This window comes from Rhodobacter sp. P2_H5 (assembly GCF_056403335.1).
The window spans coordinates 238,276-261,717 of sequence record NZ_JBFUFS010000004.1 but is presented as its reverse complement, the minus strand read 5'-3'; the positions used below and the strand labels follow the sequence as shown (position 1 = coordinate 261,717).

The following is a 23,442-nucleotide window of genomic DNA, read 5'->3' as shown; positions in this document are numbered from 1 at the left end:
TTGAATCACTCGTCTTGAACCGGTCTTTCTTTTGTCTTCCTCGCGTCTCTACGCCCGGCGAAAAAGGCAAGCGTTAACCTTTTGCTGCAAAGCGGGACGTGCCGATGAAGATTGACCTGAAGGATCCGCTCTGGACCCGGCTTTACGGCCCCTACGGGGTGGCCGATGTCGCAGGGCCGCTCGCCGCCCTGTCATGCGACTGGGATGCCGATCTGGCCCGCGACCTTTTCTGGGGAAAGCTCCACCATCAGGAGGATCTGTTCCCCGTGACCTATGCCGCGATGCCCCGGCTGTGGGATCTGGCCGATCAGCCGCGCGCCCGGGGCGATGTGCTGAGCTTTCTGACCTGGGCCATCCACTGCGCCCATCGCCCCGAAGCGATGGGCGGCAAACGCGAAAAGGGCGAAAGGTTCCGCGGCCTCTCGCTTGACCTCGGGGTGCATCAGCTGCCGCATCTGCCGCAGGGCCAGCGCCTGACGGCCGAGGACATGCCGGTGCTGGCCGGTCTTGAGGCCTGGTTCGACACCCATGCCCTGGCCATGGCGAACAAGGCGGCGCGGGCGATCGAGGGGCCGGATCTCTGGATGGCGGGCACGCTGCTCCTCGGCCTCGCCACGCTGAACCACGGCCATGGCCTGGCCGATGCGATCGTGGGCTTCACCGAGGGCTGCCCGCCCGAGGATCTGAGCGATCCGGCCGCGGACCCGCCCGGCCTCGCCCGCCGCCTGGCCTTTTACGCGCGGCCCTGTCCGGCGTTGGCCAATTTCCTGACGGCACGGGACGCGGCGCTGGCGGCGTAGGATGGGCAATCTGCCCATCTTGCCTCAACCGAACCGGTAGCTGGAGGCCGTCACCCCGCCAAAGACATTGGTGTCGTGATAGACCCGGGTCGCGACCTCGCCCTCGGCAGCGCCAAGGGCGGTGAAGAGGGGGACGAGGTGATCCTCCTGCGCGTGGCAGGTGCGGGCATAGGGGGCGTCCTCCCAATGCAGCAGGGCCTGGGTGCGGGCGGCGGGCGTGTCAGACAAGGTGTCGTCCAGCCAGGCGTCGAAGGCGGCAGAGGGCACTTTGGCGCCCGGCCCGAAAAGCCGCAGGTTGTGGTAGCTGAGGCCTGATCCCACGATCAGCACCCCTTCATCGCGCAGCGGCGCCAGCGCCCGACCCAAGGCAAAATGCGCCGCCGGATCATAGCCTTGCAGGAGCGAGACCTGATAGATCGGCACCTCGGCTTTGGGATACATCACATAGGCCGGGGCAAAGGTGCCATGGTCGAAACCGCGCTTGGCATCGAGGTTGACCGGAAGGCCAGCTTCCTTGATCAGATCGGCGGTGTGAAAGGCGATCTCCGGCGCGCCGGGGGCGGGGTAGACGATTCTGTAGGTCTCGGGCGGGAAGCCGCCGTAATCATAAAGCATCCCCGGCGCGGGCGAGGTCATCACGGCAAAACTCTCCGCCTCCCAATGGCCGGAGACCATGCAGATGGCTTTCGGCACCTCGCCAATCTCCGCCGGCATCCGGGCCAGCGAGACCTCCAGGGAATGCAGCATCTGGCGCATGTTGGGGATCCAGGGCCAGGGCCCGCCGCCGTGCGAGATGAAATAGGTGGGAAGACGTGCCATGGGTGCCTCCTGTCATGTCACAGGCAGGATGCGCCCGGGTTGCTGAGCGCGCAAGGTGCGGCGATGCGCGCGAGCTGTGCGGGGGTGCAGAGGGCTTGCGTGCGTTTCACGCAGACGGTTAGGGTGAATGGGGATGGGGGGCGAAGCATGACAGCGCCACGCGCAGCGCCGCTTTTTGCCGATTCAGGCCTGAACCGGCGCGTGAAAGTTCTGCTGAGCGTGGGGGGTGGACTGCTCCTGTCCAATGGCGTTCTGCTTGCATTGGCGCCTGACTTGGCACTGAGCTTTCCGGTTGCGCAGAAGCAGACGGCTTTCGCGCTTCTCCCGAAGCTTCTGCGGGATGAGGCCTGCCTGTCGCGGTTTCACGATGCGTCCTTTGCGGCGAGCTATGCCGTGACCTATGCCAATCTTCTGATCTGGGCCTGTGTTTCGGGTTTTCTGGCAGGCATTCTGTTCGGTGGCATTGCGGTCATGGGCATGCGGAGGCGTTTGCAGCCCGATGCCGTACCCTCGACGCCCCTTCAGATCCGCAGGTTTGCGACAGGAGTTGCGCTGGGGTTCCTTTTCGCCGCCCTCTTTCTGGGGATCTCGTTCCACTGGTCAATCTGCTATCAACCTGGCCCCGGGACATCAGAGGGACGCGTTGTCGCGGGCATGTATGCGGCACCCATGTTTGCGGCGGTGGCATGCGTGTTCATCGGATCGCTGCCGCGCCAGCTTGCGTTTCGCCTGACGTATCGGCGCTAAGCGCCTCTTGCTCCCGTCGGGCAGAAAGGCTCTAGTTCCGCATCACTTCGTGACAGGGAGTTCACATCATGAAATTTGCCGCAGCTTTGGCCGGGTTGGCCTTTGCCGCCCTTGGCGCCTCTGCCTTTGCCGATGCCTTGCCGGATCTGGCGGGCAAGGAGATCACCATCGTGACGGAGAACGCCTATCCGCCGCTGCAATTCCTCGACAAGGACGGCAAGGCGATCGGCTGGGAATATGACGCGGTGGCCGAGATGGCCAAGCGGCTGAACCTGACGGTGAAATATGCCAATATCTCCTGGGATGCGATGATCCCGGCGGTGGCCGAGGGCCAGTTCGACATGGGGATGACCGGGATCACCATCACGGATGAGCGGAAGGAAAAGGTCGATTTCTCGGACGCTTACATGCGGTCGGAAAGCATCATGCTGGTGCGCGGTGACGAGAGCCGCTTTACCGATGCCGCCTCGTTCAAGGCCAATGACAAGCTTCTGGTCGGGGCGCAGGCGGGCACCACGCCTTTCTACACGGCGGTTTACGAGGTGCTGGACGGCAACGAGCAGAACCCGCGCATCAAGCTGTTCGAGACCTTTGGCGCGAGCGTCGAGGCCCTCAAGGCGGGTGATGTCGATACCGTCCTGACCGACCGGACGGCGGGTGAGGGCTATGTCGCGGCCTCGGGCGGCAAGCTGAAGCTGGTGGGGGAGCCTTTGGGCACCGAGGATTTCGGGTTTATCTTCCCCAAGGGCTCGGCCTTCGAGGCGCCGATCAATGCGGCGATTGCCAGCATGAAGGCGGATGGCAGCTTTGATGCGCTGACCAAGAAGTGGTTCCTCGACTACAAGATGCAGTAAGTGCTGACACCGAAAGAGGGTGAGGAGTTTCCCTGGTGGCTGGTGATCCTCGGGGTCACCGGCCTTTGGCTGTTTTACGAGGTCTGGGCCAGCGAGATTTATTCTCAGGTCATGGCGACGCTGGTCAAGGGGGTGCAGGTCACCGTGACCGTGACCCTGGTCGCCTATGGGCTGGCCTGCGCGATGGGGTTGGCGCTGGCGCTGGCGGGGATGAGCAAATACCGCGTGTTGCGCCAGGCCTCGCGCCTCTGGATCGAGGTGGTGCGCGGGGTGCCGATCATGGTGCTGCTGTTGTACGTGGCCTTCGTTCTGTCGCCCGCGCTGGTTTATGCCTGGAACTGGGTCGGGGGATCGCTCGGCGCGGCCCCGGTCAGCTCGCGCGATTTTCCCTTCATCGCCCGGGCGGTGATGGCCCTGACGCTGGCCTATTCGGCCTTTCTGGCCGAGATCTTCCGGGCCGGATTGCAGGCAGTGGACAAGGGCCAGGTCGAGGCCGCGATGTCGCTGGGGCTTTCGGGCTGGCAGCGCTTTCGCCATGTGGTCTTTCCGCAGGCGTTCCGGATGATCTTGCCGCCTTTGGGCAATGATTTCGTGGCGATGGTGAAGGATTCCTCGCTGGTTTCCATCCTTGGGGTGGCGGACATCACCCAGCTGGGCAAGGTGCAGGCGGCGGGGAACTTTCGCTATTTCGAGACTTATAACATGGTGGCGCTGCTCTACCTTGTGATGACGATCGGGCTTAGCCTGGGCTTGCGGCGGCTGGAGCGGCGGTTGAAGATGAAAGAGAAGTAGCGGGGGCCAGCCCCCGCACCCCCGGGATATTTATGGACCAATGAAAGGCGATCAGATGAGCAATCCGCTGTTGACCACTTGGGAGACGCCGTTTGGACTGCCGCCTTTCGCGGCGATCAGGGATGAGGATTTCGCGCCGGCGTTTGAGGCGGCCTTGACCGAGGCGCGGGCGCATGTGGCGGCGATTGCGGACAATGCGGAGGCGCCGACATTCGCCAATGTGATCGAGGCTTTGGAATTGAGCGAGGAAAGCCTGAGCCGGGTCTGCGGGGTGTTTTACAACCTTGTGGGCGCGGACAGCACGGATGCGCGGGAAGCCCTGCAAAGCGAGATGGCGCCGAAGCTGTCGGCCTATGCCTCGGAAGTCTCGAACAACCGGGTGTTGTTTGCGCGCATTGAAACGCTGTGGCAGGAGCGCGAGGGTCTGGGCCTGAGCCATGAGCAGTTCAGGGTGCTGGAACTGTACCGGCGGATGTTCGTCCGCTCGGGCGCGCAGCTGGAGGGCGAGGCGGCGGCGCGGCTGACCGAGGTCAAGTCGCGGCTGGCGGTGTTGGGCACCAAGTTTTCCCAGAATGTGCTGGCGGATGAGCGGGAGTGGTTCATGCCGCTCGCCGAGGCCGATCTGGTGGGGTTGCCGGAGTTTGTTCTGGCGGCGGCGAAGGCTGCGGGCGAGGAGAAGGGTGCGGGCGGGCCGGTGGTCACGCTGTCGCGGTCCATCATCGTGCCCTTCCTGCAATTCTCGCCCCGGCGCGACCTGCGGCAGAAGGCTTATGAGGCCTGGGGGCTGCGCGGGGCGAATGGCGGGGCGACGGACAACCGGGGGGTGGCGGCGGAAACGCTGAAGCTGCGGCAGGAGCGGGCGAACCTGTTGGGCTATGCGAGCTTTGCCGATTACAAGCTGGAGCCGGAGATGGCCAAGACGCCAGCCCGGGTGCGCGACCTGCTGCTGCGGGTCTGGGAGCCGGCCAAGCGCAAGGCGCTGGCCGATGCCGAGGTGCTGGAGGCGATGCTGCATGCCGATGGCATCGCGGGGCCCCTGGAGGCCTGGGATTGGCGCTATTACTCGGAGAAGCGGCGCAAGGCGGAGCATGATCTGGATGAGGCGATCCTCAAGCCCTACCTCAGCCTGGAGGCGATGCTGGGGGCGATGTTTGATTGTGCCTCGCGGCTGTTTGGCTTGGAGTTCAAGCCTTTGGACGTGCCGCTCTACCATCCCGATTGCCGGGCCTGGGAGGTCAGCCGCCAGGGCGCGCATATCGCGGTTTTCATTGGCGATTATTTCGCGCGCGGCTCGAAGCGTTCGGGCGCCTGGTGTTCGGACATTCGCGGGCAAAGGAAGCTTGGCGGGGATCAGCGCCCGGTGGTGATGAACGTGTGCAACTTTGCCAAGGGCGATCCCTGCCTTCTGTCCTATGACGATGCGCGGACCCTGTTCCACGAATTCGGCCATGCCCTGCACCAGATGCTGTCGAATGTAACCTATGGCTTCATCTCGGGCACTTCGGTGGCGCGGGACTTCGTGGAGCTGCCGAGCCAGCTTTACGAACACTGGTTGGAAGTGCCCGAAGTGCTGGAGAAACACGCGCGGCATTACCAGACCGGGGAGCCGATGCCGGCCGACATGCTGAGACGCTTGCTGGATGCCGGGACCTATGATCAGGGCTTCTCGACGGTGGAGTTCATCTCCTCGGCCATGGTGGATCTGGCCTTCCATGAGGGGGCGGCGCCGGCCGATCCGATGCAGAAACAGGCCGAGGTGCTGGAAAGTCTGGGCATGCCGCGCGCCATAAGGATGCGGCACGCGACGCCGCATTTCGCGCATGTCTTCTCGGGCGACGGCTATTCCTCGGGCTATTATTCCTACATGTGGTCGGAAGTGATGGATGCCGACGCCTTTGCGGCCTTTGAAGAGACCGGCGATCCCTTCGACCCCGAGACGGCGGCAAAGCTCGAGAAGTTCATCCTTTCCGCTGGCGGGTCGGACGAGGCGGAGGTGCTTTACACCCGCTTCCGCGGCAAGATGCCGGGGGTGGAGCCCTTGCTGAAGGGTCGGGGGTTGCTGGAGGAGGCCTGAGCGCCCCGCTTGGGGGATTGGGTGGAACCTTGGGAGGGGGCGATGGACTATCAGCTTGTCATCGGGCAGATCCTGGCCACGGGGCTTTCGGCGGCGCCGGGCCAGAGGATCACCTATCAGGATCAGGTCGAGCTGACCTATGCCGAGCTGGGTCAGAGGGTCGGGCGGCTCGGCTCGGCCCTGAGCGCCCTCGGCCTCGGGCAGGGGTCGGTGGCGGCGGTGATGGATTACGACAGCCACCGCTATCTGGAATGCTTCTTCGCGATCCCGATGCTGGGGGCGACCCTGCATACGGTCAATGTGCGGCTTTCGCCCGAGCAGGTGCTTTATACGATCAACCATGCCGACGATGATGCGATCCTTGTGCATGAGGATTTTCTGCCGTTGCTGCTGCCCCTGATCCCGCGCTTTACCCGAAAGGTGCGGCTGATCCTTCTGGCCGACAAGGGAACGGCGCTGCCCGAGGGCTTCGCCGGGGAATACGAGGCCCTGCTGGCCGCGGGCGATCCGGGGCATGCGTTTCCGGACCTGGCCGAGACGACGCGGGCCACGCTGTTTTATACGACGGGGACGACGGGCGACCCCAAGGGGGTGACCTACAGCCACCGGCAGCTGGTTCTGCATACGCTCGGCGTCATTGCCTGTCTGGCCCCGGTGCCGGGGCGCGGCGGGATCAAGCGCGACGATGTCTATATGCCGCTGACGCCCTTGTTTCATGTGCATGGCTGGGGCTTTCCGCTGATCGCCACCCTGCTCGGGATGCGGCAGGTCTATCCGGGGCGCTATGAGCCGGGCAAATTGCTGCACCTGATCGCGCGGCATGGCGTGACGCTGTCACATTGCGTGCCGACCGTGCTGGCCATGGTCTTGAACGCGCCGGGGGCCGAGGCGGTGCCGCTGGCCGGATGGAAACTGATCGTCGGCGGCTCGGCCCTGCCCGAGGGGCTGGCGCGGCAGGCGCTGGCGCGCGGGATTGATGTGCACACCGGCTATGGCATGTCGGAGACCGGGCCGATCCTGACGATCGCCGACATGATGGCGACGCAAGGCGCGGGGGATACCACCGCGATCCGGATGGCGACGGGCAAGGCAGCACCCCTGGTGCAGATCCGGGTGGTCGACCCCGAGATGCGCGATGTGGCCGCGGACGGGGTGGCGACCGGGGAGGTCGTGGCGCGGGCGCCCTGGCTGACCGCGGGCTATCTGCGCGATGCGGGGCGGAGTGACGACCTGTGGCGCGGTGGCTGGATGCATACGGGGGATGTGGGCAACCTCAGCCCCGATGGCACTTTGCGGATCACCGACCGGCTGAAGGATGTGATCAAGTCGGGCGGCGAGTGGATCTCCTCGCTGGAGCTGGAAAGCATCGCCTCCGCCGTGGCGGGGGTGGCGGAAGTGGCGGCGGTCGGCATGCCCGATCCGCAATGGGGCGAGCGGGCGGTGCTGCTGGTGGTGGCCAGGCCGGATGCCGGCGATCTGGCGCGGGCGGTGCGGGGCGCGGTGGAGCAGGCCATTGCCGCGGGTCGCCTGTCGAAATGGGCGGCACCGGAACGGGTGATGCTGGTCGAGGCGATCCCCAAGACCTCGGTCGGGAAGATCGACAAGAAGGCGATCCGCGCCGGTCTGGCGCGGGGCGGCTGAAAGGTCGCAGGTTTGCCGCGGCGCCGAGGCTTGCATCTGCGGGGGGCGATGGCATGGTGGGGCTAGGCACAGCAGGGGGACGGGCATGTTTCGCGCATTGGTGATGGAAAAGAACGCCGAGGGTCTGGCGGAGGCGCATCTGCGCGAGTTGGACGACAGCGCCTTGCCAGAGGGCGGCACTGTCACGGTTGCGGTGGAATATTCGACGCTCAACTACAAGGACGGGCTTTGCATGGCGCCAAACGGTGGCGGGCTGGTCAAGGTCTGGCCGCATGTGCCGGGGGTGGATCTGGCGGGGACGGTCGAGGCCAGCGACGATGCCCGCTACAAGCCCGGTGACCGGGTTCTGCTCGGCGGCTGGCGCGTGGGCGAGATCTGGTGGGGCGGCTTCGCCACCAAGGCGCGGGTCAAGGCCGATTGGCTGGTGCCGATCCCTGACGGTCTGACCGCGCGGCAGGTCATGGCGGTGGGGACCGCGGGCCTGACCTCGATGCTGGCCGTGATGGCGCTGGAGGAGCACGGGCTGACGCCAGACAAGGGCGAGGTTCTGGTGACCGGGGCTGCGGGGGGCGTCGGATCGACGGCGGTCGCGATCCTGGCGCATCTGGGCTATCAGGTGGCCGGTGTGACCGGGCGGCCCGAGACGGAGGCCTATTTGCGTGACCTTGGCGCCACGCGGATCATTCCCCGCGCCGATCTGGCCGAAACCGTCAAGCGCCCGCTGGAGGCCGAGACCTGGGCCGGTTGCATCGACGCCGTGGGCGGGCCGATGCTGGCGCGGGTTTTGGGACAGATGAAATATGGCGCCTCGGTCGCCGCAGTCGGGCTTGCCGGCGGGGCGGGGCTTCCGGCCTCGGTCATCCCGTTCCTGTTGCGCGGGGTCAATCTGCTGGGCATCGATTCGGTGATGAAACCCTTTGAGGGCCGCAAGCGGGCCTGGGCGCGGATCGTCACCGACATGCCGATGGAGAAGCTGGAGGCGATGGTGGAGATGGCCAGCCTGTCCGACCTGCCAGCGCTGGGGCCGGCGATCCTAAAGGGCGACGTCAAGGGGCGGGTCGTGGTGGACGTGCGGGCCTGAACCAAGGCCCCGATTTTTCTGCGAAAAATCAGAAGGGGACGATTTTTCGGCGAAAAATCGGGGGCCGAATTCTTCGCAGAAGAATTGCGGCCTCAGTCTTTCCAGTCGCCTTCGAAATCCTTCGGGATCAAGAGGTTATGTGCGCCGAAGTTCTTGATGTCGCGCTCGCCGCACAGCGCCATGGTGACATCGACCTCCTTGGCGATCACCTCCAGCGCCTTGGTCACCCCGGCCTGGCCCATGGCGCCGAGGCCATAGATATAGCTGCGCCCGATCATCGTGGCCTTGGCCCCGAGGGCGAGCGCCTTCAACACGTCCTGGCCTGAGCGGATGCCGCCATCCATCCAGATCTCGGCCTGGTCTCCCACGGCGCGGGCGATCGCGGGCAGGCGGCGGATTGACGACAGCGCCCCATCCAGCTGCCGCCCGCCATGGTTCGAGACGATCATCGCATCCGCCCCGAAATCGGCGGCGCGGCGGGCGTCTTCCTCGTCCAGGATCCCTTTCAGGATGATCTTGCCGCCCCACATGTCGCGGATGCGGGCGATCTTGCCCCAGTCGAGCTGCGGGTCGAACTGCTCGGCCGTCCAGGAGCCGAGCGAGGACAGATCCTTCACCCCCTTGGCGTGGCCGACGATATTGCCGAAGGAATGCCGCCTGGTCTGCGCCATGCCCGCCGCCCAGCGCCATTTGGTGGCGATGTCGAGGATGTTCATCAGTGTGGGTTTCGGCGGCGCCGAGAGGCCGTTCTTCATATCCTTGTGCCGCTGCCCGAGGATCTGCAGATCCAGCGTCAGGACCAGCGCCGAACAGCCGGCCTTTTTCGCCCGGTCCAGCGCGGAGCCGACGAAATCCCAGTCCTTCATCACGTAAAGCTGGAACCAGAACGGGGCCTTGGTCGCCGCCGCCACATCCTCGATCGAGCAGATCGACATGGTCGACAGCGTATAGGGCAGGCCGAAGGCCTTGGCGGCCAGGGCGGCCTTGATCTCGCCATCGGCGGATTGCATGCCGGTGAAGCCGACCGGGGCCAGAGCCACCGGCATCGTCACCTTCTGACCCAGCATCGTGCTGGCGATGGTGCGGTTGGACATATCCACCGCCACCTTCTGGCGCAGGCGCAGCTTGCTGAAGTCGCTCACGTTTTCCTGGAAGGTCTGCTCGGTGTAGGACCCGCTTTCGCAATAGTCGAAGAACATCTTCGGCACGCGGGCCTTGTGCAGGCGGCGCAGGTCTTCGATGCAGGTGATCACGGGCATGGGGCCTCACGAAAGGTATGTCAGGGGCAGGGACGCGGGCGATGTCTCCTTGTCTAGCCGGATGAAGCCGCGCTTTCCAGCCCGGCCGCCGCTTTTTCGTGATGGGCAGTTTGCGTAGGGGCTTATACTGGCGGTTTATTGGCCTCGGACGCCAAGTATAATGCGGCGGAATTGGCAAACTGGCGAATTGACTTGAACGCGCCGCCCCCGGCTGATCGCCCGGGAGGGAGCACCGGAACAGAGGTGCCAGAGGGGCCGGCCTTGTCAGGAATACCAATGACCTTGCCGCGTGCAGCCGGGGCGCTGCTGGCGGTTTCATATCTGCTGGCGGCCTGCGTTGCGGGCCCGGGCGGTGCGGGCGCCGGTTTGACCGGGGACCGCGAGGCCCTCGCGCAGCTCGACCTTTCGGCGCATAGCGGGCGGCCGGTCAGCCCGGTGGTGCAGGCGGGCAACCGGCCGACGCAGGTGGTCTATTTCAACGACACCGGCGATGCCCGCCAGGTGCCGGCGGGCGTTCAGGCGGCGGGGCAGGGCTATACCGTCAATCTGCAGGGCGTTTCGGTCGATGTCGCGGCGAAGTCGCTTTTGGGGGATATCCTCGGCGTGCCCTATACGCTCGACCCTTCGGTCACCGGCACGGTGACCATGGCGACCGGTGGGCCGGTGCCGCGGAGCGATCTTCTGATGATCTTCGAAGGCGCGCTGCAGGCCAATGGCCTGATCCTGGTCAGCGAGGGGCGCGGCTTCCGCATCAAGGCGCTGGAGGGGGCGGGCCAGACCGCCGGCCTTGGCGCCGAGGGCTACGGCTTCACCGCCGTGCCGCTGCGCCATCTGGGTGCCAAGCGGATGCTGGCGCTGCTGGACGGTTTTGCCGCCCCGGAGGGTGCCATCCGCGCCTCGGAGAATGACGACATGATCCTGTTGCGCGGCTCGGCGGCGGATCGGGCCAATATCCTCGGCATCGTGCAGTCGCTGGATGTGGACCTGCTCGCCAAGCCCAATGCCGGCATCGCCTTTCTGCAGAACGCCCCGGCGAGCCAGGTGGCCGCCGACCTTGCCACCGTGGCCAGCAACGACCCGCGCGCCGCGGCCTGGGCGACGCAGGTGCTGCAACGCTCGAACGCGATCCTTGTGCAGGCGCATGACCGTGGCGATCTGCAGATGGCGATGCAGTGGATCCGCCAGCTGGACCGGACCGGAGGGGCCGCGGGGGGCGATATCACGGTCTATCAGGTGCAATATGCCAAGGCCTCGGACCTGACGGGCATCCTGCAGGCGACCCTGGGCGAGGGCGGTGCTGCCGCACCACCGCCCGCCGCCACCCCGGCGGCCGCGGCGCCGGCCGATGGCATCGCGGTGCCGACGCCCGCGGCGGCGCAGGTGACGGCGGTGGCAGCCCCCCTCGGCGGCGACACCCGCTTCACCCCGGATGACGGCAACAACACGATCATCATCCGCGGCGCCACCCCGGTCCGCCAGCAGGCGCTGCAACTCCTGTCGGCCATCGACAAGGCCCCGGTGCAGGTGCTGATCGACGTGCTTCTGATCGAGGTCACCCTCAACGATGCCACCAGCATGGGGGTGCAGGCCTATCTGCAAAGCCATGCCGGCCGCCTGATCGCCAGCAACGGCAACCGGGTCACCATCGCCCCCTCGGCCCCCGGCTTCAACCTGGTGCTGGGCACCGGGGTCAACCCCAAGCTCATCATCGACGATCTGGCCCAGGTGACCAAGGTCAAGGTGGTCTCCGCCCCCTCCGTCTCGGCCTTCGAGAACGAGGAGGCCGAGATCAAGGTGGTCGAGCAGGTGCCGATCGTCACCCAGCAGGTGGTCTCGACCACGGCGGGCAATGCGCCGGTGGTGAACTCGGTCGAATACCGCGATGCCGGGGTGATCCTGAAGGTGACGCCACGGGTCAGCCAGACCAACCTGGTGAACCTGCAGGTCGGGCAGGAATTGTCGGCCGTGGTCAATACCGGAACCGGGGCCGCGACCCTGACGCCGACGCTGCGGCAAAGGTCGATCGCGACGCGGGTGGCGGTTTATGATGGCCAGACCGTGGCGCTGGGCGGGCTGATCTCGACCCAGGATTCCAAGGGGCGCAACAAGCTTTTCGGCTTTCTGACCAACCATGCCAGCGACCAGACCGGGCGGACCGAGCTCATCGTCTTCATCACGCCGCGCGTGGTGCGCAACCCGCGCGATGCCGCCGCCGCCGCCGCCGACCTGCGCGCCCGGATGCCGCAGATGGCTGCGCCATGACTGAGGGGGCGGGGGATCGGCGCGGGGCCGCAGGGGGCTGGGCCACGGCGGAAGGGCGCGTTCCCGAAGGCAGCATGCCGAGAGGTGCTACACCGGGAGCGGTGACACCGGAAGGCGACGTGACGCGGGCGGCGCCGGGAGGTGCTGCACGGGGAGGGATCGACCTGGATGGCGCCCTGACTGGCGGGCGCCTGCCGGGAGGGGCTGCACCAGGAGGGGCCACCCCCGAAGGGATCACACCGGAAGGAGCCTTGACGAGCGGGGCCGCTTCGGCGGGAAGCGTGGCGGGCGGGGCGCGGGGCCATGCGCCGGAAGATCCTCTGGCGCTGGCCCGTGCACGGGCCGCGGCGCATGGCCTGCCCCTGATGGCAGAGGCCGATTGGCCCGAGGTTCCGACCTTGCCCGAAGGCCTGTCGCGCGCCTTCCTGCGCCGCAGCCTGATGCTGCCGCTGGGGCAGGGGACGGACGGGGTCTGGACCGTGGCCATCGCCGACCCGGAAGAGCCGGGCCTGCCCGCCTTGCGCGCGGCCCTGGGGCCGGTGGCGCTGCGCGTCGCCTCGCATCCCGCCCTCCTGTCGCGGCTGGAGGCTCTGCAGCCCGGCCCCGCCCAGCCCGCCGGCCGTGCCGAGGCCGAGGAGGACAGCCCGGATTCCGCCCTCGACGCCCCGGTGATCGCCCTGCTCGACCGTCTTCTGGCCCAGGCGGTCGAGGCGCGGGCCACTGATCTGCATTTCGAGCCCGGGCCGGCGGGGATGGTGGTGCGCCAGCGCGTCGATGGCATGTTGCGCGGGGTGGCGGAACTGCCCGCCGCCACCGGGCGCGCGGTGGTGGCGCGGCTGAAGATCCTGGCCGGCCTCAACATCGCCGAGCGGCGCCTGGCGCAGGACGGCCCGATCCGCGCCACCATCGCCGGGCGGGCGCAGGATCTGCGCCTTGCCACCCTGCCGATGGTCGATGGCGAGGGTGCGGCGCTGCGCATCCTCGCCGGGCGGCAGAGCCTGCCCTCGGTCGCGGGGCTTGGGCTGGAGCCGGGGGCTGCTTCCGCGCTGACGGCGGCGCTGGCGCAAAGCCACGGGCTGATCCTGATCACCGGCCCCACCGGCTCTGGCAAGACCACGACGCTGGCCGCCTGCACGGCGGCGCTCAACGACCCTGCGCGCAAGATCATCTCGATCGAGGACCCGGTGGAATACCATATCCCCGGCATCAGCCAGGTGCAGGTCAACCAGGGCATCGGCCTTGGCTTTGCGGCGGGGCTGCGCGCCTTCATGCGGGCCGATCCCGATGTGCTGCTGGTCGGCGAGGTGCGCGATGCCGAGACCGCCGGGGTGACGGTGCAGGCCGCGCTGACCGGGCATCTGGTGCTGACGACGCTGCACACCAATTCGGCCGCCGGCGCCGTGGTGCGGCTGGCCGAGATGGGGGTGGAGCCTTACCTTCTGGCCGCCACCCTGCGCCTTTCGCTGGGCCAGAGGCTGGTGCGCCTCCTCTGCCGGCATTGCCGGGTGGCGGCGCATGGGCCTCTGCCCCTCCCGCCCGAGATCCAGCGGCTGTGCGGACATGACCCCCGAACACCCGCCGCGCATTTTCTGGCGCAGGGCTGCGATCAGTGCGGGCGCAGCGGCTACTACGGCCGCCGCGCGATCTTCGAAGTGATGCCCCTGACCGAGGCCTTGCGCGCCCGGGTTCTGGCGGGCGACGGCACCACGGCCCTGCACCGCGCGGCTCTGGCCGAAGGGATGGTGCCCCTGATGGCCGACGGCCTGCGCCGGGTGCTGGAGGGCGCCACCAGTCTGGCCGAGGTACTGCGGGTGGTGCAGGATGGCTGACCTTTTCGCCCGCAGCCCCACCGCCGACGACATCACCCTCTTCACCCAGGAATTGTCCTGGATGGTCGGCGCGGGCGTGCCTTTGGGCCGCGCCATCGACCTTCTGGCCGCCGAGGCGGGGCAGGGCCGGATGCAGCCCGTCCTGCTGGCGGTGCGGGGCGAATTGCGCGCCGGTCTGGGGCTCGCCGATGCGCTCGCCCGGCAGGAGGGCGTCTTCCCCGAGGCCTATCTGCGCCTTGTGGCGCTGGCCGAGGGCACGGGGACGCTGCCCCTTGTCCTGCAGCGCCTGCATGCCGGGCGGGCAAGGGCGCAGGCGCTGCAGCGCAGGCTCGGCTCTGCGCTGGTCTATCCGGGGTTCCTGATGCTGGTGGCGATGGGTGCCATGGCGCTAATCGCCTTGGCCGTGGTGCCGCAGATGCGCGCCGTCCTGCCCGCCGAACCCCGCGCCGATGGGGCGGATGGCGCGATCCGGCGGCTGATCGGCCTGTCAGATTGGCTGACCGCGCATGCCGCAACGGCCGGCGCCGGGGCCGCCCTCGCGCTGGGCGCCCTGGGGCTGGCGCTGCGCCAACCGCCGGTGCAGCGCGCCCTGACCGCCTTTGCCGCCCGCCTGCCGGTCATGGGTCCCTTGATCCGCACCGCGAGGCTGGCCGAGATGACCGCTGCCCTGGCCATGCTGACCGAAGCCGGCCTGCCCCTGGCCGAGGCGCTGCGCCTGACGCGGCGCAGCCTTGGCGCGGGGGGGCTGGCCGCCCTGCTCGAGGCGATGGAAAACGCGCTCCGGGCCGGGCAGGACGTAACCCAACCCCTGCGCGAGACAGGCGCCCTGCCGCCGTTGCTGGCCAGCCTGATCCGCGTCGGCCAGGAAACCGGCAACATGGCCCGCAGCCTGACCCAGGCTGCCGAGGTCTTCGAGGAGAAGACACGGCTGGCGCTGGACCGCGCCCTGGTGCTGCTGGAGCCCGCGATCATCCTTCTGATCTCGGTCGGGGTGGGCGGGATGATCTATACCGTCATCGGTGCGCTGATGTCGGTCAACGACCTGTTTGTTTGAGGAAAAACCATGACGGATGACTCCACGGAACACGGTTTCACCCTGGTCGAGCTTCTGGTCGTCCTGGTGATCCTGGCCCTGCTCGCGGCCCTGGTCGGGCCGAGGGTGGTGGGCTACATGGGCGCCTCGCGGGTCAAGACGGCGCATGTGCAGATCGCGGCCTATCAGACCGCGCTGGAGCTTTATCACCTCGACCTTGGCCGCTATCCGCAAACCGCCGAGGGGCTGGGCGCCCTGGCCAAGGCGCCCCCCGGCGCCACCGGCTGGGCCGGGCCCTACCTCGACAAGGCCCTGGCCAGCGACCCCTGGGGAACACCCTACGATTACAGCGCCAGCGCCGATGCCAGCAGCTACCGGCTGCGCAGCCTCGGCGCCGATGGCAAGGAGGGCGGTGCGGGTGACAATGCCGACATCTCTCCATGACCCGCGCGAGGCGGGCTTCACCCTGGCCGAGATGCTGCTGGTCGTGGCGATCACCGCTTTGGCTGCGGGGGTGGTGGTGGGCCGGGGCCTGCCGGGACAAAAGCGGATCGACCACGCCGCCCTGCAAAGCTTTGTCCGCACCGTCCGAGCCGAGGCCATGCTGCACGACCGCCGCCTCAGCCTGCAGGCCGGGGCGGATGGCCACAGCTTCATGGCCGGGGCGCGGGTGCTGCAGCTGGCGCCGGACCATCAGGCCTCGGTCACTTCGGCCGGGGGAGGGGTCATCACCTTCGACCCCGATGGCAGCAGTTCCGGCGGGCTCTTGCGGGTTCTGGCGCCGGGGGGCGAGGATCACCTGCTCCTGGCCCCCCTCACCGGCACCCCGCAACCCTGAACCGAAGGGTTTCTCGCTGGTCCCCTCGCCGGAGGCGGGTTTCTCGCTGGTCCCCCCGCCGGAGGCGGGCTTTTCGCTGGTCGAAGTGCTGGCCGCCATGACGATCGCCAGCCTCACCGTGGTCGCGGCCCTTGCTCTCTTCACCCAAAGCGCGCGGGTCAATGACCGGATGGTCACGGAGACCGCCGCCCGCGACCTCGCGCGCCGGCTTCTGGCCTCGGGCGAGGTCGGGCGCGGGCAGGCGGGGGCCTTGGGCTGGGCCGCCACGATCAGCCCGCCCGATCAGGGCCTGGTCCTGCATCAGGTTGCGGTCACCTGGGCCGGCGGTCCGCAGATCGCCGTGACAAGGCTGGAAGCCGAGGCGGCGGAATGAGGGCCAGACCCGACGAAGAGGGCTTCACCCTGATCGAGGCGCTGGTGGCCCTGGCGCTGGGCGTGGCGGTGGTGGCGGTGGTGCTCTCGACCCTGCGCATCGCGGCGGGGATGGCGGCGCGTGCAGTCGCCAGCGCGGCAGAGGTCGATGGCTTTGCCCGCGCCGGCGCCCTTCTGGCAGGCGAGGCGCGCCATGCGCTCGCCTGGCGCGATGCGCAGGGCAAGCCGGTCTTTGCCGGCCAACCGCAGGACCTGCGCTTTGCCGCCCTGTCGCGCGGCGGCCTGGGGCCGGTGGTTGTGCGCCTGACCCTGGTGCCGGGGGGCGATGGCAGCGATCTGATCCGGGCCGAAGCCCCGGTTCTCGCCTCGGGCGCGCCCGGCCCCTTTGCGGCGGGGCAGGGGATCTGGCACGCCCCCGGCGCATGGCAGTTCCGCTATCTGGATGCCAAGCGCCAATGGCGCCGCGACTGGCAGGGCCCGGATCTGCCGCGCGCCTTTGGCCTTGTGGCGCTGAACGCCCCACAGACGGTGGAGCTTGCGGCCAGCTTTCCCGCCCTGATCGCGGCCGATTGCGCCACCGGGCCGGGGTCCGGCTGCAGCCTCGATGCGGGGGTCTTCCCATGAGAGAGGAGGGCGCCGTCCTTGTGGTGGTTCTGGTGGCGTTGGCGCTGCTCGCCGCCCTTGCCGGGCTGGTGATCCGCGTCGCGGACAGCGATCTCGCCAGCCTCGCCGCCGAAAGGGCCGTTCTGCAGCGCGAGGGGATGCTGGACTCGGCCTTAGCCCTTCTGGGCGCGCGGCTGCCTGCCGCCGATCTGGCCGAGGATGGCAGCCCGCTGTCCCTGCCGGTGCCGGGGGGGCGGGTGGCGCTGCGGATCCGGGCGGCCTCGGGACTGTTGAACCCCAATGCCACCCGCGCGCCAGTGCTGGCGTCGGGGCTTGCGGCCCTGGGCGCCTCGCCCGAACAGGCGGCGCGGCTGACGCGGGCCATGGTCGCCGCGCGCAAGGCGGGCAACCGGATGGCCTTTCGCAGCTTGGGCGAGGTCGCGGCCCTGTTCAACCGCGATGCCGGGCTTTGGGCAAGGGTCGCGCCCTACCTGACCCTTTCGGGCCGGGCCGAGACGCTGGACGCATCGCATGCCCCGCTGGCCCTGCGCGCCGTCGTCGCCCCTGCGAGTGCGGCAGAGGTCGATTTCTCCGGCGCGGGCGGCGGGGCTGCGAAAGGGTTTTACGAGATCTGGCTGCATGTCGAGGCGCCCGGCCTTGATGCCAGCGACCCGGAAGGGCGGCTCTGGACCCGGGTCTCGGCCCTGGCGGGGCGCGATCACCGGCTGCACATCCTGGCGCTGTTCTGGCCCCAGACGCTGGAGGGCGGCTGAATGTCCGCGCCCCTGCAGGCCGCCGAGATCGTGGCGCTGGCCCTTCAGCGCGCCATGCCGCCCCGCCTGCGCGGGGTGACGGCGCTGGCGCCTCGGGATCTGGCGCTGGCGGGGCCGGGGCAGGCGGTCCGGCTCGTTCTGCCCGAGGATATCGTGCTGTCCCAGACCCTTGACCCGCCGCCCGGCGGCGTGACCCAAGCCTGGACCGCGGCACGGATCGAGGCTTTCTCGCCCTGGGAGGCCGGGGCTTGCCTCTGGCAGTTGCACCCCGCGCCGGAGGGTTTGCGGCTGGGCCTGATCCCCTTGCGCCCGGTGGTGGAGGCCGAGGCGGTGCTGGAGGCGCGGGGGGCGCGGCTGGCCGAGGTGGTGGCCGGGCCCTTCGTTTTTCGCCGCGATGCCATGCAGCTGCGGCGCTGGCGCGACCGGGTGCTGCTGGCCGCCGGTCTGGTGACGGTGCTGGGGCTGGCGCTGGGCGGCCTCGGCCTCATGCTCGCCGGGCAGGCGGCGGAGCGGCAGGCGCTGGCCGAGGCCGCCCTGACCCGCAGCGCCGCCCGGCTGGCCGCAGGGGSCGGACCCGCGCAGGCGGCGCTTGCCCTCCTGCCGCGCAAGACCGCCAGCGTCGGGCTGGCGCTGGCCCGTCTGGCAGCTGCGCTGCCGCAGGACAGCTATCTTGCGACGCTGCAGGTGACGGCGGAGGGTTTCGAGATCTCGGGCCAGACCGCGAGGCCCGAGGCGATCATCCCGGCCCTCGCCGCCGATCCGGGCTTTGCCGGCGTCGATTTCGCCGGACCTGCGGCACGCGATGCCGAGACGGGGCGCTACAGCTTCACCATCCGTGGCAGGCTGGTGGCGCCATGAACCAGAACCGCCCCCTGATCCGCCCCGTCCTGATCCGTGCCGTGCTGATCGTTCTGGCGCCGCCGGTTCTGGCGCTGCTGCTGGGGCTGGCCGCCCTGGCCCATGCTGTCCGCCAGGGCGCGCTGGCCGATGCGGCGCAGGCCCGGCTCGATCAGGCGCTGGCCCGCAGGCCGGAGGAGCCCGTCGTGCAAGCCGCGGCGCTTCTGGTGCCGGGGGCGACGGCGGGGCTGGCCGCCTCGGCCCTGCAGGCGCGGATCCTGGGTCTGGTCCCCGGCGTCGGCGTCCAGCAGATCGAGGCGCGCGGCACCGAACCGGCGGGCAATCTGACCCGGCTCCGCGTCACCCTGCGGCTGAGCGGCGAGGAGGCCGCGGTCCTGCAGGCGCTGATCGCGCTGGAGGCGGCGACGCCGCTGATCTTTGTCGATGCCCTGCGGGTGACCGGCTCGGGCGATGGGAGCACAACGCTGGCGGTGGAAATGGACCTGTCGGCCTATGCCGGAAAGATCTCCCCATGATCCGGAGGGTCCTCAAGCTGCGCCCCCTGATCCTGAGCGTGGTGGCCCTGACCCTCGCCGCCCTGGTGACGCTGCAATATTGGCCCGAGGCGCCGCCGGCCCCCCGGATGGCTCCGCCCGTGCCGAAGCAGGCCTTGATCACCCTCAACCCGATGTCGGAACGGCAAGCGGCTGATTTCGCGCCACTTTTCGACCATCCGCTTTTCACCCCGAGCCGCGCGCGGCCCGTGGTGGATGCGCCTGCGGTGGAGGCGCCGGTCGAGGTGCCCGACCCCGCCCCCGCCGAAGCGCCCAAGGGCCCGGCGCAGCCGGTCTTGATGGGCACGGTCACCAGCCCCTTTCCAGGCGGGGCCTATCTGGGCGATGATGCGGGCGGGCCGGTGATCTTTCTGCGCCCCGGTCAGGCGGCGCTTGGCCTGCATCTGGAGGAAGTCCATGCCCATTCCGCGCTTTTCATGGGACCAGAGGGCGAAGTGACCCTGGAACTGCGCCAGATCGCCCCGGATGCTGCCGACGCAAGTGCTGCGGGCCCGAATGCCGCCGGTCCGGGCGGCGGCGCGATGCCCGCGCCATGACGGGGCCGGCGATGGGCCCGCTGGAGGCTCCGGCCAAGGCTTCGGCGCGGCGGGTTCCGGCGCGCATATCTTCGGCCCAGATCGCGGCCTGGCTTGGGCCGCGCGACCGGGTTGCGATGGCGCTTGGCGCGGGCGCGGCCTTTGCTGCGGCGCTGGGGCAGGGCTGGCTTGCGGCCTTGCCGGTGGCGGCACTGGGCGCGCTGGTGGTGGCGATCGTGGTGATTGATCTGCGCCATTTTCGCATTCCCGACCGGCTCTCGCTGCCGCTGATCCCGCTGGGGCTGCTGCATAGGGGCGCGCTGGCGCCGGATATGGCGGGGCTCTGGCCACGGCTTCTGGTGCTGGCCGCTGTCTTTGCGGCGGTCTGGGCGGGGCTCACGCTGTTGCAGCAAGGCTTCCTGCGGCTGCGCGGCAAGGCGGGTCTGGGGGGCGGCGATGTCAAGCTGATCCTCGCGGCGGCGGTCTGGCTGCCTGCCGAACAATTGGCGCCCTATGTGCTGGCGGCTTCGACCTCGGCCCTGATCGAGGCCGTGGTCCGCGCCCGCCTGCAGGGTGCGAATCAAGACCGCCGTCTGGCCTTTGGCGCGCATCTGGCGCCCTGGCTCGGGCTTTTCGTGATTTTATCGGCATTTTAAGATCCGGCATTGATCCGGCAATCTTCGCCCTCCGCCCGGATAATCCGGCGCGGGCTGCCTTTGCGCGGAAATTGGCCGCGGCGACCGGCGGAGAAGGCGCGGTATTCCGCCGCAAGCGCGGGATAAACCGCCGATTCCGGCCTCTAAACTTTTGGACTAACGCCGGGCCGGTCTGGCTAACTAGACACCCAGCTTAGACTTTTTCCGATCAAGGGCCGCGACGCGGCGCAAAACCCCATGCTATCAAGGATCCAGCGACAGGGTCATGGCCAAAGCCCGCTCCAGCGGCCGCTTGGCGATTTTGGCATGAAACACCGGAAACATCGTCAGGGCACGGCCGCAATGCACCGCGCCTCATTCAGCGAATTGGAGGATGGGATGGCCACTTTTAACTTGAACGTGAATGGGCAGGTGCAGACGGTCACCGTCGCGAACCCGGATATGCCCTTGCTTTGGGTCCTGCGCGATCATCTGGGGTTGACCGGCACCAAATACGGCTGCGGCATCGAGGTCTGCGGCGCCTGCACCGTGCTGGTCAATGGCCAGCCGGAAAAGTCCTGCGACATGAGCGTGCAAGAGGCCGCCGGTCGCAAGATCATGACGGTGGAGGGGCTTTCGGCCGACCCGCAGGGCATGAAGGCGCAGGCCGCCTGGGTCGAGCATCAGGTGCCGCAATGCGGCTTCTGCCAGTCGGGCATGCTGATGGCTACCACGGGCGCGATGAAGGCGGGCCACCATGGTGCGCAAATCGCCCCCGAACTTGGCAATCTCTGCGTCTGCGGCACCTATGCCCGCATCAAGGACGCCACCCAAACGCTGTGACCTTAGCAACAGGGATGACCGACATGAAAGACAGTCATGAGACGACCGAAGGCGCGGGCGCCGGCGATACCGGCCTGTCACGCCGCGCCGTTCTGGCCGCGGGAGGGGCTGCCCTTGTGGTGCCCTTTGCCCTGACGCTGGGCGACCGGGCGGCCGAGGCGGCCAATGCACCCGGTGCGGGCCAGTTGGGCGCCTATATCAGGATCGACGCCAGCAATCTGGTGACGGTGGTACTCGGCTCCTCCGAGATGGGGCAGGGCATCCTGACCGGGCTGGCGCAGCTGGTGGCCGAGGAGTTGAACCTCAACTGGCCGCAGGTCCGGGCCGAACATGCTCCGGCCTCGACCCTCTGGCCCAACCCCTATGGCAACCCCTTGTTCGGCGCGCAGCTGACCGGGGGCAGCACCTCGACAAGGGGCTGGTATGCGCCCTTGCGCCAGGCGGCGGCCGTGGTGCGCGAGACGCTGATCGCGGCGGCGGCCAGGCAATATGGCGGGACATGGACGCTGGGGCAGGGCGGCGCCTTGCGCAACGGCACGCGGCGGGTGCTGTTTTCCGATGTCGTGGTCACCGCTTCGGGCCTGACGCCCCCCACCACGGCGGCGCTCAATTCCACCGGGCGTTTCATCGGCAAGGCGATGCCGCGACTGGATGTGCCGTCCAAGACCGATGGGTCTGCGGTCTTCGGCATGGATGTGAAAGTGCCGGGGATGCGGTTTGCCTCGACCATCCATGCCCCGGTGCAGGGCGGCAAGGTCAAGTCCATGCCCGCAAGCTCGGGCGGGGCCAGGCTCTACAACCTCGGCACGGCGGTCGGCGTTTTGGCCGATGACACCTGGACCGCGATCCAGCTGGCGCGCGGCGCGGCGCCCAAGATCACCTGGGACCTGCCCGCCGACCCCGATGCCGCCGACAGCACGGCGCTGGCCGCAGCGGCGCAGGCGTTGATGAGGTCGAAAACCGCCACCGCCTTCGTGGCCGAGGTGGTGGGCACGCCGAAGATCGGCGCCGCGGCCCGGCAGATTGATGTCACCTACTCCCTGCCCTTCATGGCCCATGCGACGATGGAGGTGATGTGCTGCACCGCCAGCGTCACCGCCAGCGCCTGCGAGATCTGGGCGCCGACCCAGGGCCAGCAGTTCATCCCGGCGCTGGCTGCCAAGATCGCCGGCGTGCCGGCCTCGGCGGTCACGCTTCACAGCACGCTGATGGGCGGTGGCCTGGGCCGCAAGTTCGAGACCGATTATGTGGCCGAGGCCATCGGCCTCTCCAAGCAAGCCGGTGTCCCGGTCAAGCTGATCTGGTCGCGCGAGGAGGATTTCCGGAACGACTATTACCGCCCCTCGGCCCTGATCCGGGTGCGGGCCGCGCTGGGGGCGGCGGGCGGGATCAGCAACCTGATCTACCGCAACGTCTCGCCCTCGATCAACATCCAGCGCGGCACGCTGGCCGGCAACAACCCCGAGGATACCGGAGCTGTCGCGGGCGCCGTGGGGATGCCCTACAAGATCGGCGCCCGGCGGATCGAGTTCGTGCCCCTTCTGCCCTGCGATGTGCGGCTCGGCTACTGGCGCTCGGTCGGGGAAAGCTACAACACCTTTGCCGTCGAAAGTGCCATCGACGAGCTGGCGCTTCTGGCCGGCAAGGATCCCTTGGCCTTCCGCAAGACGCTTCTGGCCGATAGCCCAAGGCCCCTGGCGGTAGTCAAGGCGCTGGAGAGCTTGACGAATTGGGCCGTTCCCCCCGGCGCGGGGCAGGCGCGCGGCATGGCTTTCCTGTCCGGTTTCGGCAGCTTCATCGCGATGGCCGCCGATGTGGCCAATGTCGGCGGGCAGGTCTCGGTCAGGAAGGTCTATTGCGCCATCGACTGCGGCGTGCCGGTCAACCCCGGCTCGATCGAGGCGCAGATCCAGGGCGGCATCGTGCACGGCATCTCGGCCACGCTCTGGGGCGGCATGACCTTCGTCAAGGGCAAGCCGCAGGTGCAGAACTTCAACCACTACCGGATGCTGAAACTGCACGAAATGCCCGAGGTCGCCGTCACCGTGGTGCCCAGCACCGAAGCGCCGGGCGGCGTGGGGGAAACCGGCGTGCCCTGCGTCGCCCCCGCCGTGGCCAATGCCTGGGCCAAGCTGACCGGGACCCGGGTGCGGACCTTGCCCTTCTACCCGGGCGCCACGATGGGCGAGGCCTGAGACAGGCGAACCGGACCGCGCAGCTGCAATGGCTGCGCGGTTTTCAGTTTGCCCGTTTTCGCGCC

Annotated in this window: 23 protein-coding genes; 21 read left to right on the top strand and 2 right to left on the bottom strand. The window is 68.5% G+C overall.

The genetic code is table 11. The features are described from left to right. Positions 1 to 104: 104 nt before the first annotated feature. Entirely contained in the window at positions 105 to 800 is a 696-nt protein-coding gene (locus AC1DVR_RS07250) for a hypothetical protein (RefSeq protein ID WP_477999868.1), read from the top strand. Positions 801 to 824: 24 nt separating this feature from the next. Here AC1DVR_RS07250 and AC1DVR_RS07245 read toward each other — a convergent pair whose 3' ends face one another. Continuing rightward, on the bottom strand, positions 825 to 1,619 hold the full coding sequence (locus tag AC1DVR_RS07245; protein WP_477999867.1) for a DODA-type extradiol aromatic ring-opening family dioxygenase: 795 nt from the start codon (positions 1,617 to 1,619) through the stop codon (positions 825 to 827). Between the two features lie 147 nt (positions 1,620 to 1,766). Between AC1DVR_RS07245 and AC1DVR_RS07240 the strand changes: the two genes are divergently transcribed. The 6 genes from AC1DVR_RS07240 to AC1DVR_RS07215 all read left to right on the top strand — a co-directional run bounded on the left by AC1DVR_RS07240 (position 1,767) and on the right by AC1DVR_RS07215 (position 8,808). Further along, entirely contained in the window at positions 1,767 to 2,366 is a 600-nt protein-coding gene (locus tag AC1DVR_RS07240; protein ID WP_477999866.1) for a hypothetical protein, read from the top strand. Between the two features lie 68 nt (positions 2,367 to 2,434). After that, the gene (locus tag AC1DVR_RS07235; protein ID WP_477999865.1) at positions 2,435 to 3,220 is read left to right on the top strand and encodes a transporter substrate-binding domain-containing protein; all 786 of its coding nucleotides are present in this window, start codon (positions 2,435 to 2,437) and stop codon (positions 3,218 to 3,220) included. Beyond that, on the top strand, positions 3,221 to 4,012 hold the full coding sequence (locus AC1DVR_RS07230) for an amino acid ABC transporter permease (RefSeq protein ID WP_477999864.1): 792 nt from the start codon (positions 3,221 to 3,223) through the stop codon (positions 4,010 to 4,012). A 55-nt stretch (positions 4,013 to 4,067) separates the two neighbouring features. Continuing rightward, entirely contained in the window at positions 4,068 to 6,086 is a 2,019-nt protein-coding gene (locus tag AC1DVR_RS07225) for a M3 family metallopeptidase (RefSeq protein WP_477999863.1), read from the top strand. Positions 6,087 to 6,128: 42 nt separating this feature from the next. Then, the gene (locus tag AC1DVR_RS07220; protein ID WP_477999862.1) at positions 6,129 to 7,727 is read left to right on the top strand and encodes a long-chain-fatty-acid--CoA ligase; all 1,599 of its coding nucleotides are present in this window, start codon (positions 6,129 to 6,131) and stop codon (positions 7,725 to 7,727) included. 85 nt (positions 7,728 to 7,812) lie between these two features. Continuing rightward, on the top strand, positions 7,813 to 8,808 hold the full coding sequence (locus tag AC1DVR_RS07215; RefSeq protein WP_477999861.1) for an MDR family oxidoreductase: 996 nt from the start codon (positions 7,813 to 7,815) through the stop codon (positions 8,806 to 8,808). 92 nt (positions 8,809 to 8,900) lie between these two features. On the opposite strand, the gene AC1DVR_RS07210 is transcribed toward AC1DVR_RS07215, so the two are convergent. Further along, on the bottom strand, positions 8,901 to 10,067 hold the full coding sequence (locus AC1DVR_RS07210; RefSeq protein ID WP_477999860.1) for an alpha-hydroxy acid oxidase: 1,167 nt from the start codon (positions 10,065 to 10,067) through the stop codon (positions 8,901 to 8,903). 276 nt (positions 10,068 to 10,343) lie between these two features. Between AC1DVR_RS07210 and AC1DVR_RS07205 the strand changes: the two genes are divergently transcribed. From AC1DVR_RS07205 to AC1DVR_RS07140, 14 genes are all read left to right on the top strand, one after another. Next, the gene (locus AC1DVR_RS07205; protein WP_477999859.1) at positions 10,344 to 12,329 is read left to right on the top strand and encodes a secretin N-terminal domain-containing protein; all 1,986 of its coding nucleotides are present in this window, start codon (positions 10,344 to 10,346) and stop codon (positions 12,327 to 12,329) included. 251 nt (positions 12,330 to 12,580) lie between these two features. After that, positions 12,581 to 14,158, top strand: a complete 1,578-nt coding sequence (locus AC1DVR_RS07200; protein WP_477999858.1) for a GspE/PulE family protein — start codon at positions 12,581 to 12,583, stop codon at positions 14,156 to 14,158. Further along, positions 14,151 to 15,212, top strand: coding sequence for a type II secretion system F family protein (locus tag AC1DVR_RS07195; protein WP_477999857.1), 1,062 nt, complete (start codon positions 14,151 to 14,153; stop codon positions 15,210 to 15,212). Before AC1DVR_RS07200 ends, AC1DVR_RS07195 begins: the two co-directional genes overlap by 8 nt. Positions 15,213 to 15,221: 9 nt before the next feature. Further along, positions 15,222 to 15,635, top strand: a complete 414-nt coding sequence (gspG, locus tag AC1DVR_RS07190) for a type II secretion system major pseudopilin GspG (protein ID WP_477999856.1) — start codon at positions 15,222 to 15,224, stop codon at positions 15,633 to 15,635. Next, the gene (locus tag AC1DVR_RS07185) at positions 15,616 to 16,029 is read left to right on the top strand and encodes a pilus assembly FimT family protein (protein WP_477999855.1); all 414 of its coding nucleotides are present in this window, start codon (positions 15,616 to 15,618) and stop codon (positions 16,027 to 16,029) included. Before gspG ends, AC1DVR_RS07185 begins: the two co-directional genes overlap by 20 nt. Further along, positions 15,935 to 16,402, top strand: a complete 468-nt coding sequence (locus tag AC1DVR_RS07180) for a type IV pilus modification PilV family protein (RefSeq protein WP_477999854.1) — start codon at positions 15,935 to 15,937, stop codon at positions 16,400 to 16,402. The genes AC1DVR_RS07185 and AC1DVR_RS07180 overlap by 95 nt, the downstream gene beginning before the upstream one ends. After that, positions 16,399 to 17,025 (top strand): prepilin-type N-terminal cleavage/methylation domain-containing protein, encoded by a 627-nt coding sequence (locus tag AC1DVR_RS07175; protein ID WP_477999853.1) that lies wholly within the window; start codon positions 16,399 to 16,401, stop codon positions 17,023 to 17,025. Before AC1DVR_RS07180 ends, AC1DVR_RS07175 begins: the two co-directional genes overlap by 4 nt. After that, on the top strand, positions 17,022 to 17,777 hold the full coding sequence (locus AC1DVR_RS07170) for a hypothetical protein (protein ID WP_477999852.1): 756 nt from the start codon (positions 17,022 to 17,024) through the stop codon (positions 17,775 to 17,777). The genes AC1DVR_RS07175 and AC1DVR_RS07170 overlap by 4 nt, the downstream gene beginning before the upstream one ends. Beyond that, positions 17,778 to 18,635, top strand: a complete 858-nt coding sequence (locus AC1DVR_RS07165; protein WP_477999851.1) for a PilN domain-containing protein — start codon at positions 17,778 to 17,780, stop codon at positions 18,633 to 18,635. Continuing rightward, positions 18,632 to 19,150 (top strand): GspMb/PilO family protein, encoded by a 519-nt coding sequence (locus tag AC1DVR_RS07160; protein WP_477999850.1) that lies wholly within the window; start codon positions 18,632 to 18,634, stop codon positions 19,148 to 19,150. Before AC1DVR_RS07165 ends, AC1DVR_RS07160 begins: the two co-directional genes overlap by 4 nt. Then, complete coding sequence (locus AC1DVR_RS07155; protein WP_477999849.1) at positions 19,147 to 19,725, top strand: hypothetical protein; 579 nt, start codon at positions 19,147 to 19,149, stop codon at positions 19,723 to 19,725. The genes AC1DVR_RS07160 and AC1DVR_RS07155 overlap by 4 nt, the downstream gene beginning before the upstream one ends. An 11-nt stretch (positions 19,726 to 19,736) precedes the next feature. Beyond that, positions 19,737 to 20,360 (top strand): prepilin peptidase, encoded by a 624-nt coding sequence (locus AC1DVR_RS07150; protein WP_477999848.1) that lies wholly within the window; start codon positions 19,737 to 19,739, stop codon positions 20,358 to 20,360. 378 nt (positions 20,361 to 20,738) lie between these two features. Continuing rightward, entirely contained in the window at positions 20,739 to 21,182 is a 444-nt protein-coding gene (locus tag AC1DVR_RS07145) for a (2Fe-2S)-binding protein (protein WP_477999847.1), read from the top strand. Between the two features lie 23 nt (positions 21,183 to 21,205). Continuing rightward, positions 21,206 to 23,377 carry a xanthine dehydrogenase family protein molybdopterin-binding subunit gene (locus tag AC1DVR_RS07140; protein ID WP_477999846.1) on the top strand — a complete coding sequence of 724 codons (2,172 nt, stop codon included), beginning with the start codon at positions 21,206 to 21,208 and terminating at the stop codon, positions 23,375 to 23,377. Positions 23,378 to 23,442: the final 65 nt, after the last annotated feature.